The 13,570-nt window shown below is 65.6% G+C and carries 13 protein-coding genes; 5 read left to right on the plus strand and 8 right to left on the minus strand.

Translation table 11 applies throughout. The annotated features are described in order from the left end of the window. Nucleotides 1-225 precede the first annotated feature (225 nt). Nucleotides 226-2,916, minus strand: coding sequence for an aconitate hydratase AcnA (gene acnA, locus EJ070_RS09800; RefSeq protein ID WP_126091170.1), 2,691 nt, complete (start codon nt 2,914-2,916; stop codon nt 226-228). A gap of 280 nt (nt 2,917-3,196) precedes the next feature. Here acnA and ccmA point away from each other — a divergent pair, with 280 nt between their 5' ends. The 4 genes from ccmA (at nt 3,197) to EJ070_RS09820 (ending at nt 5,542) form a co-directional block, all read left to right on the plus strand. Then, the gene (gene ccmA / locus EJ070_RS09805) at nt 3,197-3,805 is read left to right on the plus strand and encodes a heme ABC exporter ATP-binding protein CcmA (protein ID WP_126091171.1); all 609 of its coding nucleotides are present in this window, start codon (nt 3,197-3,199) and stop codon (nt 3,803-3,805) included. 193 nt (nt 3,806-3,998) lie between these two features. Beyond that, the gene (ccmB, locus tag EJ070_RS09810) at nt 3,999-4,664 is read left to right on the plus strand and encodes a heme exporter protein CcmB (protein ID WP_126091172.1); all 666 of its coding nucleotides are present in this window, start codon (nt 3,999-4,001) and stop codon (nt 4,662-4,664) included. A gap of 129 nt (nt 4,665-4,793) precedes the next feature. After that, nucleotides 4,794-4,967 (plus strand): heme exporter protein CcmD, encoded by a 174-nt coding sequence (gene ccmD, locus EJ070_RS09815; protein WP_126091173.1) that lies wholly within the window; start codon nt 4,794-4,796, stop codon nt 4,965-4,967. Next, nucleotides 4,964-5,542 (plus strand): DsbE family thiol:disulfide interchange protein, encoded by a 579-nt coding sequence (locus EJ070_RS09820; protein ID WP_126091174.1) that lies wholly within the window; start codon nt 4,964-4,966, stop codon nt 5,540-5,542. Before ccmD ends, EJ070_RS09820 begins: the two co-directional genes overlap by 4 nt. Nucleotides 5,543-5,695: 153 nt before the next feature. Here the strand turns inward: EJ070_RS09820 and EJ070_RS09825 are convergent, their stop codons facing one another. Then, a complete protein-coding gene (locus tag EJ070_RS09825) occupies nt 5,696-5,863 on the minus strand; it encodes a hypothetical protein (RefSeq protein ID WP_126091175.1) in 168 nt (55 codons plus the stop codon). A 295-nt stretch (nt 5,864-6,158) separates the two neighbouring features. Here EJ070_RS09825 and EJ070_RS09830 point away from each other — a divergent pair, with 295 nt between their 5' ends. Next, nucleotides 6,159-7,076, plus strand: coding sequence for an SMP-30/gluconolactonase/LRE family protein (locus EJ070_RS09830; protein WP_126091176.1), 918 nt, complete (start codon nt 6,159-6,161; stop codon nt 7,074-7,076). Between the two features lie 267 nt (nt 7,077-7,343). On the opposite strand, the gene EJ070_RS09840 is transcribed toward EJ070_RS09830, so the two are convergent. The 6 genes from EJ070_RS09840 to dapF form a co-directional block, all read right to left on the minus strand. Next, a complete protein-coding gene (locus EJ070_RS09840; protein WP_126091177.1) occupies nt 7,344-7,877 on the minus strand; it encodes an NADPH-dependent FMN reductase in 534 nt (177 codons plus the stop codon). 39 nt (nt 7,878-7,916) lie between these two features. Then, complete coding sequence (locus tag EJ070_RS09845; protein ID WP_126091178.1) at nt 7,917-8,537, minus strand: pyridoxamine 5'-phosphate oxidase family protein; 621 nt, start codon at nt 8,535-8,537, stop codon at nt 7,917-7,919. 122 nt (nt 8,538-8,659) lie between these two features. Beyond that, nucleotides 8,660-9,316 (minus strand): septation protein A, encoded by a 657-nt coding sequence (locus EJ070_RS09855; protein WP_126091180.1) that lies wholly within the window; start codon nt 9,314-9,316, stop codon nt 8,660-8,662. Nucleotides 9,317-9,379: 63 nt separating this feature from the next. Continuing rightward, nucleotides 9,380-11,305: a signal recognition particle-docking protein FtsY gene (ftsY, locus tag EJ070_RS09860; protein ID WP_126091181.1), complete on the minus strand. Its 1,926-nt coding sequence runs from the start codon at nt 11,303-11,305 to the stop codon at nt 9,380-9,382. A gap of 13 nt (nt 11,306-11,318) precedes the next feature. Then, nucleotides 11,319-12,647: a tRNA (N(6)-L-threonylcarbamoyladenosine(37)-C(2))-methylthiotransferase MtaB gene (gene mtaB / locus EJ070_RS09865; protein ID WP_126091182.1), complete on the minus strand. Its 1,329-nt coding sequence runs from the start codon at nt 12,645-12,647 to the stop codon at nt 11,319-11,321. Continuing rightward, entirely contained in the window at nt 12,647-13,531 is an 885-nt protein-coding gene (gene dapF / locus EJ070_RS09870) for a diaminopimelate epimerase (RefSeq protein WP_126095699.1), read from the minus strand. Before dapF ends, mtaB begins: the two co-directional genes overlap by 1 nt. Nucleotides 13,532-13,570 lie beyond the last annotated feature (39 nt).

Below are 13,570 nucleotides of genomic sequence, written 5' to 3' on the forward strand. Positions count from 1 at the left end.
CGGCTGCATTTTTCGACGCGGTTCGATTTCGAAGCCGCATCGCCGCCATGAGGTAAAGCCTGCTGATGCCGGACAATCTCTATTGCGAGCGAACCGGATCAGGACTTTCGGGTCGGCCGGCTAATGCTTGGTAGGCGGCGGTTTGATTAGGCAGTAGGCAGTAGGCAGGTAGGCAGTAGGGGGTCTTTCCCTACTGCCTAAGCCCTACTGCCTACTGCCTCGCTGCTAAGCAGCCAGATCGCGCAGCACGTATTGCAGGATGCCGCCGTTCTTGAAGTAGTCGAGCTCGTCCAGCGTATCGATGCGGCAGACGATCGGCAGGTTCTTCACGGTGCCGTCGCCGTAGGTGACCTTGGCGACCATCTTCTGGCGCGGCTTGATCGTGTCCAGCCCGTCGATCTCGACCAGCTCGTCGCCCTTGAGGTTGAGGGAAGCCCATGAGGTGCCTTCCTCGAAGACGAAGGGGATGACGCCCATGCCGACCAGGTTCGAGCGGTGGATACGTTCGAAGGACTGGGCGATGACCGCGCGGACACCAAGCAGGTTCGTTCCCTTGGCCGCCCAGTCGCGCGAGGAGCCGTTGCCGTATTCGACGCCGGCGAAGATGACCAGCGGCACGCCTTCCTTCCTGTATTCCATCGCGGCGTCGTAGATCGACATCTCCTCCTTCGAGGGATAGTGGATCGTGTAGCCGCCCTCGCGGCCGTTCTCGCCCAGCATGTGGTTGCGGATGCGGATGTTGGCGAAGGTGCCGCGCATCATCACCTCATGATTGCCGCGCCGCGTGCCGTACTGGTTGAAGTCGGCGACACCGACGCCGTGCTCGGTGAGGTACTTGCCGGCCGGCGATGCGGCCTTGATCGAACCGGCCGGCGAGATGTGGTCGGTGGTGATCTTGTCGCCGAACAGGCCGAGCACCCGCGCGCCCTTGATGTCGCCGATCTTGCCGAAGCTGCGGCCCATGCCGGCGAAATAAGGCGGGTTCTGCACATAGGTCGAATGATCGTCCCAGGCATAGGTCTGGCCTTCCGGCGCCTTGACCTTCTGCCAGTACGCGTCGCCCTTGAAGACATCGGCATATTTGCGGGCGAACAGTTCGCGCGTGACGTTCTTCTCGATGAACTCCTGGATCTCTGCCGAGGTCGGCCAGATGTCCTTGAGATAGACCGGCTTGCCGTCGCTGCCCTCGCCGAGCGGCTCGGTGGTGAGATCCTTGGTCACCGTGCCGGCCAGCGCATGCGCCACCACCAGCGGCGGCGAGGCGAGGTAGTTCGCCTGCACGTCGGGCGAGACGCGGCCTTCGAAGTTGCGGTTGCCGGAGAGCACCGCGGCAGCGATCAAACCTTTATCGTTGATGGTCTTGGAGATCGGGCCGGGCAGCGGGCCGGAATTGCCGATGCAGGTGGTGCAGCCGAAGCCGACCAGGTTGAAGCCGATCTGGTCGAGCTCCTTCTGCAGGCCAGACTTTTCAAGGTATTCGGCCACGACCTGGCTGCCGGGCGCCAGCGAGGTTTTCACCCACGGCTTCTGCTTCAGGCCGCGCCGGTTGGCGTTGCGCGCAAGCAGGCCGGCGCCGATCAGCACGCTCGGGTTCGAGGTGTTGGTGCAGGAAGTGATGGCGGCGATGACGACGTCGCCATGGCCGAGATCGTAGGAGGCGCCATCCACCGCATAGCGCTTGGAGATCTCGGCCGCCTTCTTGTATTCGGTCTCCATCGCCTTGGCGAAGCCGTCGGGAATGTCCTGCAGGGCGACGCGGCCCTCCGGGCGCTTCGGGCCGGCCATCGACGGCACGACATCGCCGAGGTCGAGCTCGAGCAGGTCGGTGAAGACCGGGTCGGCGGAACCCGCGTCGCGCCACATGCCCTGCGCCTTGGAATAGGCCTCGACCAGCGCGATACGGTTCTCCTCGCGGCCGGACATGGTGAGGTAGCGGATGGTCTCGCTGTCGACGGGGAAGAAGCCGCAGGTGGCGCCATATTCCGGCGCCATGTTGCCGATGGTGGCGCGGTCGGCCAGCGTCATGTTGGAAAGGCCGGGGCCGAAGAACTCGACGAACTTGCCGACGACGCCCTTCTTGCGCAGCATCTGGGTGACGGTGAGCACGAGGTCGGTGGCGGTGACGCCTTCCTTCAGCTTGCCGGTAAGGCGGAAGCCGATGACTTCCGGCAGGAGCATGGAGACCGGCTGGCCGAGCATCGCGGCCTCGGCCTCGATGCCGCCGACGCCCCAGCCGAGCACGCCGAGGCCGTTGATCATGGTGGTGTGCGAATCGGTGCCGACGCAGGTGTCGGGATAGGCGGTGGTCTCGCCGTCCTCGGCGTTGGTCCACACCACCTGTCCGAGATATTCAAGATTGACCTGGTGGCAGATGCCGGTGCCGGGCGGCACGACGCGGAAGTTGCGGAAGGCCTGCTGACCCCATTTCAGGAACTTGTAGCGCTCCTCGTTGCGCTCATATTCGAGCTCGACATTGCGGGCGAAGGCCATCGGCGTGCCGAACTCGTCGACGATGACGGAGTGGTCGATGACGAGGTCGACCGGCACCAGCGGATTGATCTTTTCCGGATCGCCGCCGAGCGCCTTGATGCCGTCGCGCATGGCCGCGAGATCGACCACCGCCGGGACGCCCGTAAAATCCTGCATCAGGACACGGGCCGGGCGATAGGCGATCTCGACGCCGGCGGTGCCTTTGTCGGTCAGCCATGCGGCGACTGCCTGGATGCTTTCCTTGGTGACGGAACGGCCGTCTTCGTTGCGGAGCAGGTTCTCCAGCAGCACCTTCATCGAATAGGGCAACTGGGCGATTCCGGTGAGGCCGTTCTTCTCGGCCTCGGTGAGGTCGAAGTAGACATAATCTGCGCCACCCGCGGTCAGGGTGCGGCGGCATTTGAAGCTGTCGAGGGATTTTGACACGTGCGATCCGTCCTTGTCTGTTCAGCCTGAAAGGGAACGGACGCCGATGGCAATCACGCGCAAAGGTGCGGGTACGGCCATTTCCGCTGTCCGCTCCCAAGCAACCCGAGCCGTTCAAGGCGGCGCGTGCGCTGGTTCGGCGCTAATTCTTCTCCCGCGCCGACCGCTGGCACGGATGAACCGCATATAGAGAATTTCCTGGAATAGTTCTAGACAGTCGAAAGACGAATTTGTGCGATGCGGCGGCGGCCGCGAAACGGTGCTTTCGGGACGGGCAAGGATGCGGCTGATCGCCGAAAATCTGGGCGGCGAGCGCGGCGGCGAGACGGTCTTTTCCGGCATCGGATTCGCGCTCGAAAAGGGCGAGGCGCTCGTCGTCACCGGGCCGAACGGCGCCGGCAAGTCGACGCTTCTGAGGGTCATCGCCGGCTTGCTGCCGGCAGCCGAGGGTTCGGTGCGGGTCGAGGCCGGCGGCGAAGCGTTTCCCACGGTCACTTCAGCCTCGCATTATCTCGGCCATCTCAACGCGATGAAGACGGCGCTCACGGTGGAAGAGAATCTGGGCTTCTGGCGCGCCTTCCAGGGTGAGCCGGCGATTGACGTGGAAGAGGCGCTGGAGACTGTCGGGCTCGGCGGCATCGGCCACCTGCCGTTCGGCTATCTCTCGACCGGGCAGCGACGGCGCGCGTCAATCGCCAAGCTTTTGGTCAGCCGGCGCCCGGTCTGGCTGCTCGATGAGCCGACGGCGGGGTTGGACAAGGCGTCGGAGGAGCGGTTTGCGGGGCTGATGAGGGGGCATCTGGAGGATGGAGGAATTGTGGTGGCGGCTACGCATCTGCCGCTGGGGCTGGAGGGGGCGAAGGGGTTGAGGATGGGGGAAGTTAGTTGATGTCGGCGCCAGGCACCCCCCTCTGCCCTGCCGGGCATCTCCCCCTCAAGGGGGGAGATCAGCAGATCGGACGCCCCGCCAGCCTTGCTACCCCGGAGATTGGCGAAGGTCGGGATGATATCCAATCTCCCCCCTTGAGGGGGAGATGGCCGGCAGGCCAGAGGGGGGTGCCTGGGCGAAGGCATCTCAAATCATGCTAGCCCTCTTCCTCCGAGACATCCGCCTGTCCATCCGCGCCGGCGGCGGGGCGCTGGTCGGCGTGATCTTCTTCCTGGCGGTGATCGCCACCATTCCGTTTGGCGTCGGGCCGGACCTCAACCTTTTGTCGCGCATCGGCCCCGCGATCCTGTGGATCGCCGCGCTGCTCGCCTGCCTGCTCGGGCTCGACCGGCTGTTCCAGGCCGACCGCGAGGACGGGTCGCTCGACCTGCTTGTGCTCAACTACGACCGCCAGATGCTGGCGCTGACGGTGCTGACCAAATGCGTGGCGCATTGGACAGGCAGCGTGCTGCCGCTGGTCATAGCCGCACCGCTGCTCGGCCTGTTCATGAACATGGAGCCGGTTGCGATCGGCGCCACGGCGCTGACGCTTCTCGTCGGCACGCCGGCCATCACCTTCATCGGCGCCGCCGGGGCGGCTGTGGCGGTTGCGCTGCCGCGCGGCGGATTGCTGATCTCCGTGCTGGTGCTGCCGCTCACCATTCCGGTGCTGATCTTCGGCGTCTCGGCCAGCTACGGCGCGGTGGCCGATCCGGCGCCGTTCCTGCCGCCCTTCCTCATTCTTGCCGCGCTGACGCTGTTTCTTGCCGTGATCGGGCCGCTGGCGGCGGCGCTGGCATTGCGTCACGGGACGGATTGAGGCCTGCGGAACGTTCTCAATCTGCGGCGCCGCGCCTGATTGCGCAGCCTGCGATGCAGGGCTAAGGGAAGGCATGATCGAACGGATTGGCAAGGCAGGCGCGGAAGGCGCGCGCAGGGAGCGGTGGGCGTGAGCGCGCATGCTCTGTATGTCACCGCGGCCTATGCCATCACGGCGATCGTGCTGGCCGGGCTGATCGGCTGGGTCCTCATCGACCAGCGGGCGCGCAGGCGCGATCTTGCAGCGCTCGAAGCCTCCGGCGTGCGGCGCCGCTCCGACAAGGCCGGGACCACGAAGCCGTGAGCGTCGAAACGAAAATGCCGTCGCCGCCGCGCCGCCGCCTGTTCGTGCTCTTGCCGCTGCTGGTCTTCTTGGGCCTGGCGGGGCTGTTTCTCTCACAGCTCCTGTCCGGCCGCGACGAGTCGGAAATCCCCTCGGCCCTGATCGGCCTGCCGGCGCCGCAGACGAATCTGCCGCCGCTGGAGGGGACGAGCCTGCCGGGTCTCGATTCGAAAGCCTTCGCCGGCAAGGTGACGCTGGTCAACGTCTTCGCGTCGTGGTGCGCGCCGTGCCGGGAAGAGCATCCGGTGCTGCTGGCGCTGTCTGAGGACAAGCGCTTCACGCTTGCCGCGCTGAATTACAAGGACGAGCCGGAAAACGCCCGCCGCTTCCTCGGCGATCTCGGCAATCCGTATCAGGCGATCGGGGTCGATCCGGCCGGCCGAGCCGCGATCGACTGGGGCGTCTATGGCGTGCCGGAGACCTTCGTCATCGGCAAGGACGGCAAGATCGCCTACAAGCATGTCGGGCCGCTGACACCGGAATCGGCGAGGGATCTGCTGCTGCCGCAGATCGAGAAAGCGCTGACGGCGCGTTGATATTCAGGTGAGGCCGGCCTGCAAATGGCGGCTTCCTGCGCTTCCGGTGCTCACGTACTTTAGAGTACGCTCCGCTCCGGTTCTCGGAAACCACCATTTTCGACTCGGCCTGACCTGAATCTCAACGCGCCGTCAGGCCCCGCGCCGGGTGGCTCAGCCGTAGATCTGCTTGTGGATCTGGTAGAGCATCTCGGAGCGGTCGGCGCGCAGATCGGCGAGATCACGGCTCGACAGGTTCTCAATTTCGGCGACGAGACGGTTGTACTGGCGGCGCTTGGCGATGTTGGTGCGAGCGCGGGAGACGATGTTGTCGAAGATCATGACGAGGTTCCTTTGCTGCCGCATTCCTGCGGCGGGTTTGTTCCTCCCTTGATCGATTGCGAGCATGACATAGGAATGGTGCATTGCAAAAGAAAGATGTTGCAATGCACCATTGCAACCAGCGCATAGCCGGTTAACCGGCCGTTACCCGCATGTCGGCCCCGCAGGTCGTCGTGACAAACACGAGATAGGGTGAAGTGTCATCGTCGATCTTGCCAGATTGCTCGCCGGCTGGCTTGATCGCCCCACAGCGTCGCGCGTCCTTCATGCGCACGTGAATGCCGGGAGGAAAAGCATGACGGCCGCCGACTATGAAGTTCTCGATCCGCGTTTCTCGCGGCTGGTCAACGCCAATGAGCGGGTGGAGAAGCTGTTCACCGGATGCCGCTGGGCGGAAGGCCCTGCCTGGTTCGCCGCCGGCCGCTACCTGGTCTGGTCCGACATCCCCAACAATCGCATGCTGCGCTATGACGAGACCGACGGCAGCGTCAGCGTCTTCCGCCAGCCCTCCGGCAATTCCAACGGCAACACCGTCGACCGGGAGGGCCGGCTTCTCACCTGCGAGCATTCGGGCCGGCGCGTCAGCCGCACCGAGCATGACGGTTCCATCATCACCATCGCTGACAAATGGCGCGGCAAGCGGCTCAACTCGCCCAACGACGTCGTGGTCCGCTCCGACGGTTCGATCTGGTTCACCGATCCGGCCTACGGCATCGACAGCGACTATGAGGGCGATCATGCCGAGAGCGAGATCGGCGCCTGCAATGTCTACCGCGTCGACCCCGGCACGGGCGAGATCGATGCCGTCATCACCGACATGGTCAGGCCCAACGGGCTCGCCTTCTCGCTCGATGAAAGCCTGCTCTATATCGCCGACACGGGCCGAACGCATGGCGCCAAGAACCCGGCGCATATCCGCGTCTTCAATGTCGGCAAGGCCGGCAAGAAGATCTCGGGCGGCAAGGTCTTCGCCGACTGCACGACCGGCCTGTTCGACGGTTTTCGGCTCGACGAAAGCGGGCGCATCTGGACGAGCGCCGCCGACGGCGTCCATTGCTACGATCCCGACGGCACGCTGATCGGCAAGGTCAAGGTGCCGGAAGTGGTCGCCAACTGCGTGTTCGGCGGCGCCAAGCGCAACCGCCTCTATATCTGTGGCACCACGTCGCTCTATGTGGTCTGGCTGATGGTGAACGGCGCCAAGACGTATTGAATGTGATCGTCGCATACCGCCACGCGGATCTCGGGGGCTGAGGCAAACCTGAAGATGTCGGATGTTGGCGGGACAGCACCCCCCTCTGCCTTGCCAGGCATCTCCCCCGCAAGGGGGGAGATTGGCAGCGTCGCCTGCGGCGCTTTTCCTGCGATGTTGGTGATTTGCGAAAGCAGAACTGACATCCAATCTCCCCCCTTGCGGGGGAGATGTCCGGCAGGACAGAGGGGGGTGCGAAGGAACGCAGAGGTAGCCGATGGCCGCCGCTCAGCGGGCGCGAATGAAGGCGGCGAAGCTCTGAACCGCCTCGCGCATCGCTTGCCGGTTGGCCGGCTCCGCCAGGATCGCCTCGATCTCCGGCGGCTTCTTGCCGAGCAGCGCGATCTCGAGCGCGGCGTCCTCGTAAAGCGCGAAAGACATGGTGCGCATGATCTCGGCGAGTGCCGCCCGGGCATAGAGCGAGCGCGGCGAGGCATGCACCAGCATCGCCGGCTTGCCGACCGCGGCATCGCGCGACACCAGCCAGTCGAGCGCGTTCTTCATGCCGCCCGGCACGCCATGCGCATATTCCGGACAGGAGACGATGACGCCGTCGGCGCGGGTGACGGCATCGATCAGGGCGGCTGCTTCGCACGGCGTGCGCTCGCCCTCATCGTCGGGATTGAAGATCCGCAGCCGGCCAAGACCGTCATAAACGGTGGCGCGGCAATCCGCCGGCGCATTGGCGGCTAAAGCCGCGACAAGGGCCGAATTGGTCGAGGCGGCGCGCAGGCTGCCGGAAATGGCGAGGATTTCGATCAAGGGGATGAGCCGGACGGAACGGGTGAGTCGTTCCGAATGCTACCACATGGTCTGCCTGTAATCGTCGTCCAGCTCGCGGTCGATCTCTCCGGCGCTCTCGGCCAGCGCGAGCTGGTCGCGGATGATCTGGCCGAGCGTCGGCAGCGTTGCGCGGTCGTACCAGGTCTCCGGCTTCCACAGCTCGGAGCGCATGAAGGCCTTGGCGCAATGCATGTAGGCGGCCTTGACCGTCACCACGATGACGCTCTGCGGCTCCTTGCCGTCGACGGCCAGACGCTCGCGCAGGCCGGCATCGATGGTGATGCGGGCGTCGCCGTTGACGCGCAGCGTCTCGTTCATGCCGGGAATGAGAAACAGCAGCCCGACGGACGGATTGCGGATGATGTTTTCCAGCGTGTCCAGCCGGTTGTTGCCTGGACGGTCGGGAATGGCGATGGTGTTCTGGTCGAGGATGGCGGTGAAGCCGGGCTTGTCGCCCTTCGGCGTCACATCGGCATTGCCGGCGCCGTCCGACGAGCCGATCAGCACGAAGGGGCTCTTGCCGATGAAGGAGCGGCAGTGGACGTCGAGCGCCTTGAGCTCCTTGCGGATCGAGCCGTCGGTCGGTCGGGGCGTCTTGTAGATCGTCCTCAGCTCGTCGCGCGTGGTGAGGAATTCCATCCCGTCCCCCCTGTCTTCACGCAATTCCGAACGGAAAACCGCTGTGCGCTTTTCCTGGAATTGCTCTTTATCCTGACGCAATTCCGAACGGAAAACCGTTAAACACTTTTCCTGGAATTGCTCTACTTGCCGGCGTTCTCTTCCTTGGCTTTTTCCTCCAGCGAATGGCGCATGATCAGCGGCATCTGGCTGAAGGTGAAGAGCAAGGTGATGGGAATCGTGCCCCAGACCTTGAAATATAGCCAGGTCGCTTCCGAGAAATTGCGCCAGACAACCTCATTGAGCACGGCCAGAAACAGGAAGAACAGCCCCCACCGGAAACTCAACTTGCGCCAGCCTTCGGCATCGAGCTGGAAGGCCGAATCGAACACATGGCCGAGCAGCGGCCTGCCGAAGGCCAGCCCGCCGAGCAGCGTGAAGCCGAACAGCGCGTTGATGATGGTCGGCTTCATGAAGGCGAAGGTCTTGTCCTGCAGGTACAGAGCGAGCGCGCCGAACACGAACACGATCACCGCCGAGGCGAGCGGCATCAGCGGCAGGCTGCGTGTCAGTGCCCATGACACGCTGAGCGAGAGCGCCGTCGCCACCATGAAAAACGCGGTGGCGATCAGGATCGGTTCGCCGAGATGGGTGAGGATCGGGAATTTTCCGGCCAGCCATTCGCCGCGGATCGTGGTGAAGAAGAACACCAGGCCGGGTCCCAGCTCGAGCAGGAACTTCAAGCCGGGCATGAGCGGCTTGCGGCGCGGATCGGACGGGTCGCGTTCGATGATGTTCATAAAAGTCCTTCTTGCGCATGATCTGGCCGAAAAGCAGGCGGCTCCGGGCAGATCACGCCTTGGTCAAGCCACGCCGGCGATCGCCCGGGCGAACTCGCTGGCGGAAAACGGTTCGAGGTCGTCGACCTGCTCGCCGACGCCGATGAAATAGACCGGCAATCTGTGCTTGGCGGCGATCGCCACCAGAATACCGCCGCGCGCCGTGCCGTCCAGCTTGGTCATCACCAGGCCGTTGACGCCGGCGACATTGCGGAAGATCTCGACCTGGCTCAGCGCATTCTGGCCGGTGGTGGCGTCGACCGTCTGCAGCACGGTGTGCGGCGCCTCCGGATCGAGCTTGCCCAGCACGCGCACGATCTTTTCCAGCTCCGCCATCAGCTCGGTCTTGTTCTGCAGCCGCCCGGCGGTGTCGATGATCAAAACGTCCGAGCCCGCCTCTTTCGCCTTCTCGAAGGCGTCATAGGCGAGGCCTGCGGCATCGGCGCCGAGCTTGGAGGCGACGACCGGCGACTTGGTGCGCTCGCCCCAGATTTTCAACTGCTCGATCGCCGCGGCGCGGAACGTGTCGCCGGCGGCGAGCATCACCGAAAGCCCGCCTTCGGTCAGCTTGGCCGCCAGCTTGCCGATGGTCGTGGTCTTGCCGGTACCGTTGACGCCGACGACCAGGATGACATGCGGCTTGTGGCTGAGGTCGAGCTCGAGCGGCTTGGCGACCGGAGTCAGCACCTTTTCCACTTCCGCCGCCATGACCGAGCGCACCTCGGCATCGGAAACATCCTTGCCGTAGCGGCTGGAGGCGAGCGAATCGGTGACACGCAGCGCCGTTTCGACGCCGAGATCGGCGCGGATCAGCACGTCCTCCAGGTCCTGCAGCGTGTCCTCGTCCAGCTTGCGCTTGGTGAAGACGCCGGCGATGTTGCCGGTGAGCTCGCGCGAGGAACGGGCGAGCCCGTCCCGCATGCGCTGGAACCAGGAGCGTCTCGCCGCCGGTTCCGCCGCCTTTTGCGTCTCGGCCTTCTGCTCGACCTTTTTGGCGACCGTCACCTTGCCGGCGGAGAGCGGAGGCGGTGCAGGCTGCGTTGAAGGCGAAGGAACTGGCGCCAGCGTTACCTCCCCCTCGATGGGGGAGGTCCCGAGCGCAGCTCGGGGATGGGAGTGACTGGCACCGGCGTCGGCGCTGTCACCCCGCCCCGCCACTTCGTGGCGACCCTCCCCATCGAGGGGAGGGTGGGGCGCTGGCGCGGCTTCGACCTCCGGCGCGATCTCGGCGCGCACCGGCTGCTGCTCGATGGGCGCAGGCCGGCGAATGGGGGGCAAAGCTTCCGCCGGCGGGATTTCGAGAGGTGTCGGCGTCTCGGCTGGAACCTCGCTCGGTGGCGTCGGCACTTCGACGGGCGCCGGTTCCGGCAGCCTTTCCGGTCGCGACGGCACGATGTCCGGCTCGGTCGGGGCGGGCGGCGGCACTTCCTGCGGTTTCGGCTCGGGCGCAGGGCCCGGTATGGGCTCGGCCGGCGGCACCGGCACTTCTTCCGGCGCCGGCGGCTCGGGTGTCTCCGGAGCCGGTTGCGGTTCTTCTTCCGGCTTGGGCTCGGGCAGCGGTTCCGGCTCGGACGGAATGACGGGCTCCGGCGCGGGCGGGATGGCCGGAGCAGGCTCGGGTTTCGGCTCCTCGGGCGCCGGTTGAGGCGTGGGTGCCGGTTCGAGCGCTGACCCTACCTCCCCCTCGATGGGGGAGGTCCCGAGCGCAGCTCGGGGGTGACTGGCGCCGGCGTCGGCGCTTTCACCCCGCCCCGCCACTTCGTGGCGACCCTCCCCATCGAGGGGAGGGTAGGGCGCAGGCTCCTGCTCCGGCGCAGCCTGCTCGGCTTCCGGTTTCAGCGCCTCCAGCGCGTCCCATTTGATCGGCGGCAGGGGCGCGGTCTCGTCGATACGCTCCTCGACGACCTCTTTCTTGCCGAACGAAAATATCTTCTTGAAGAAACCAGCCATGCTTCTCGCAGTCTCAGGCGGCTTGGGCGGCAAGCGGGGCCGCGATCAGGCGGGTGCCGTCATGGCCGGTGACAACAGCCTCGACGATCTCGCCCGGCTGGCCAGCGGCAATCGCGGCAAGCGTGAAGCCTTCGGTGCGACCGAGCCCGTCGCGCTCGACCAGGATTGACTGGCGGGTGCCGGCAAGGGACGCCAGATGACGGCGATAGGCGGCCTCGCCGGCGGCGCGCAGCCTTGCGGCGCGCTGCTTGACCACCTCGCGGCGGACCTGCGGCATGCGTGCGGCGGGCGTGCCCTCGCGCGGGCTGAACGGGAAGACGTGGAGGTGCGTGAGGCCGCACTCCTCGACAATCTTTTCCGAGTTCTCGAACATCGCCTCGGTCTCGGTCGGGAAGCCGGCGATGATGTCGGCGCCGAAGACGATGCCGGGGCGGAGCTTGCGCACGTCCTCGCAGAAGCGGATCGACTGGTCGCGCGAATGCCGGCGCTTCATGCGCTTCAGGATCATGTCGTCGCCCGACTGCAGCGACAGATGCAGATGCGGCATCAGCCTCGGCTCGGTGGCAATGGCGTCGAGCAGGTCGTCGTCGGCCTCGATGGAATCGATCGAGGAGAGCCTGAGCCGCTTCACCTGCGGCACCTGGCGCAGGATCGTCTTCACCAGCCTGCCGAGCTTCGGGCTGCTGGGCAGATCGGCGCCGAAACTGGTCATGTCGACGCCGGTGAGCACGATCTCGGCATAACCATTATCGGCCAGACGCTTCACCTGTTCGACCACGGCGCCCATCGGCACCGAGCGCGAATTGCCGCGGCCGTACGGGATGATGCAGAAGGTGCAGCGATGGTCGCAGCCGTTCTGCACCTGGACGAAAGCGCGCGCCCGGCCTTCGATAGCGTCGACCATGTGGCTCGCCGTCTCGCGCACCGAGAAGATGTCGTTGACGCGCGCCTTCTCGGTGTCGTTGACGCCGAAATCGGGCAGCGCGCGGTAGGAGTTCGCCTTGAGCTTCTCTTCATTGCCGAGCACGAGGTCGACCTCGTCCATGGCGGCGAAGTTCTGCGGCTCGGTCTGCGCCGCGCAGCCGGTGACGATGATGCGCGCCTCAGGGTTCTCGCGGCGGGCCTTGCGGATCGCCTGCTTGGCCTGGCGCACCGCTTCTGCGGTGACGGCGCAAGTGTTGAAGATGACGGCGCCGCCTGGGAGCGCTCCGAGGCCGGCGCTTTCGGCCTCGCGGCGCATCACTTCCGATTCATAGGTGTTGAGGCGGCAGCCGAACGTGACCACGTCAATGCCCGTGGCGATGGGCCCTTCGGCCGCCGGACCTTTGGCAAGAGCGGACATCACGCGGCGCTTTCGGTGTCGCGTGCCCAGGCGCCGGTCGAGGGGTCGAAGCTGCCGGAGAATTCCCATTCGGCGGCGCCCGTGAGGATGACGTGATCGTCGTCGCGCCACTCGACATTGAGCTCGCCGCCGCCGGGCGTCATCAGCGAGACGCTGCGGCCGGTGCGCTTGGTGCGGGCAGCCGCCACCACGGCGGCGCAGGCCGCCGAGCCGCAGGCCTTGGTGAGGCCGGCGCCGCGCTCCCAGGTGCGGATGATCATCGTCTCAGGCGAAGTCACCTGAGCGATGGTGATGTTGGCGCGCTCGGGAAAGATCGGATGGTTTTCGAGCAGCGGGCCGAAGCGGTCCAACTCGTAGGACCAGACGTCGCGGTCGACCCAGAAGATGGCGTGCGGGTTGCCCATCGACACGACCGAAGGCGAGTGCAGCACCGGCGCATCGATCGGGCCGATCTGCAATTCGATCATGCGCGTGTCGCGGAACTCTTCCGCCAGCGGGATCTCCTGCCAGCCGAAGCGCGGCTTGCCCATGTCGACCGAGATCGTCCCGTCTGCATGTTCCTTGGCGTTGAGGATGCCGGCGCGGGTCTCGAAGGTGAAGATCTTCTGTCCGGTCTCGGCGGCTAGAGCCTGCACCACGCAGCGCATGCCGTTGCCGCAGGCCTGCGCCCCGGTGCCGTCCGAATTCAAGATGTCGACATAGTAGGCGGTGCCAGCCGTCCGCGCATCGTGGATCGCCATGATCTGGTCGAACTTCGTCGCCGCATCGGCGTTGAGCGCGATGGCCGCGGCGGCCGTCACCCTGTCGGCACGGCCGCGCATGTCGGCAACGATGATCTCGTTGCCGATGCCGTTCATCTTGGCGAAGGGGGCAGTGCCTGCCATCTTTCCCGTCATTTCCGCGTCCGTTTGGCGCTATATGGC

Origin of the sequence: Mesorhizobium sp. M1E.F.Ca.ET.045.02.1.1 (assembly GCF_003952485.1) — a bacterium.
Classification (GTDB): Bacteria; Pseudomonadota; Alphaproteobacteria; order Rhizobiales; family Rhizobiaceae; genus Mesorhizobium.

Coding starts and splice junctions, on each gene's coding strand:
- dapF (WP_126095699.1), bottom strand. CDS start 13,531: ATGGCAGGCACTGCCCCCTTCGCCAAGATGAACGGCATCGGCAACGAG.
- mtaB (WP_126091182.1), bottom strand. CDS start 12,647: ATGTCCGCTCTTGCCAAAGGTCCGGCGGCCGAAGGGCCCATCGCCACG.
- ccmA (WP_126091171.1), top strand. CDS start 3,197: ATGCGGCTGATCGCCGAAAATCTGGGCGGCGAGCGCGGCGGCGAGACG.
- EJ070_RS09825 (WP_126091175.1), bottom strand. CDS start 5,863: ATGATCTTCGACAACATCGTCTCCCGCGCTCGCACCAACATCGCCAAG.
- EJ070_RS09845 (WP_126091178.1), bottom strand. CDS start 8,537: ATGGAATTCCTCACCACGCGCGACGAGCTGAGGACGATCTACAAGACG.
- ccmB (WP_126091172.1), top strand. CDS start 3,999: ATGCTAGCCCTCTTCCTCCGAGACATCCGCCTGTCCATCCGCGCCGGC.
- ftsY (WP_126091181.1), bottom strand. CDS start 11,305: ATGGCTGGTTTCTTCAAGAAGATATTTTCGTTCGGCAAGAAAGAGGTC.
- EJ070_RS09830 (WP_126091176.1), top strand. CDS start 6,159: ATGACGGCCGCCGACTATGAAGTTCTCGATCCGCGTTTCTCGCGGCTG.
- EJ070_RS09855 (WP_126091180.1), bottom strand. CDS start 9,316: ATGAACATCATCGAACGCGACCCGTCCGATCCGCGCCGCAAGCCGCTC.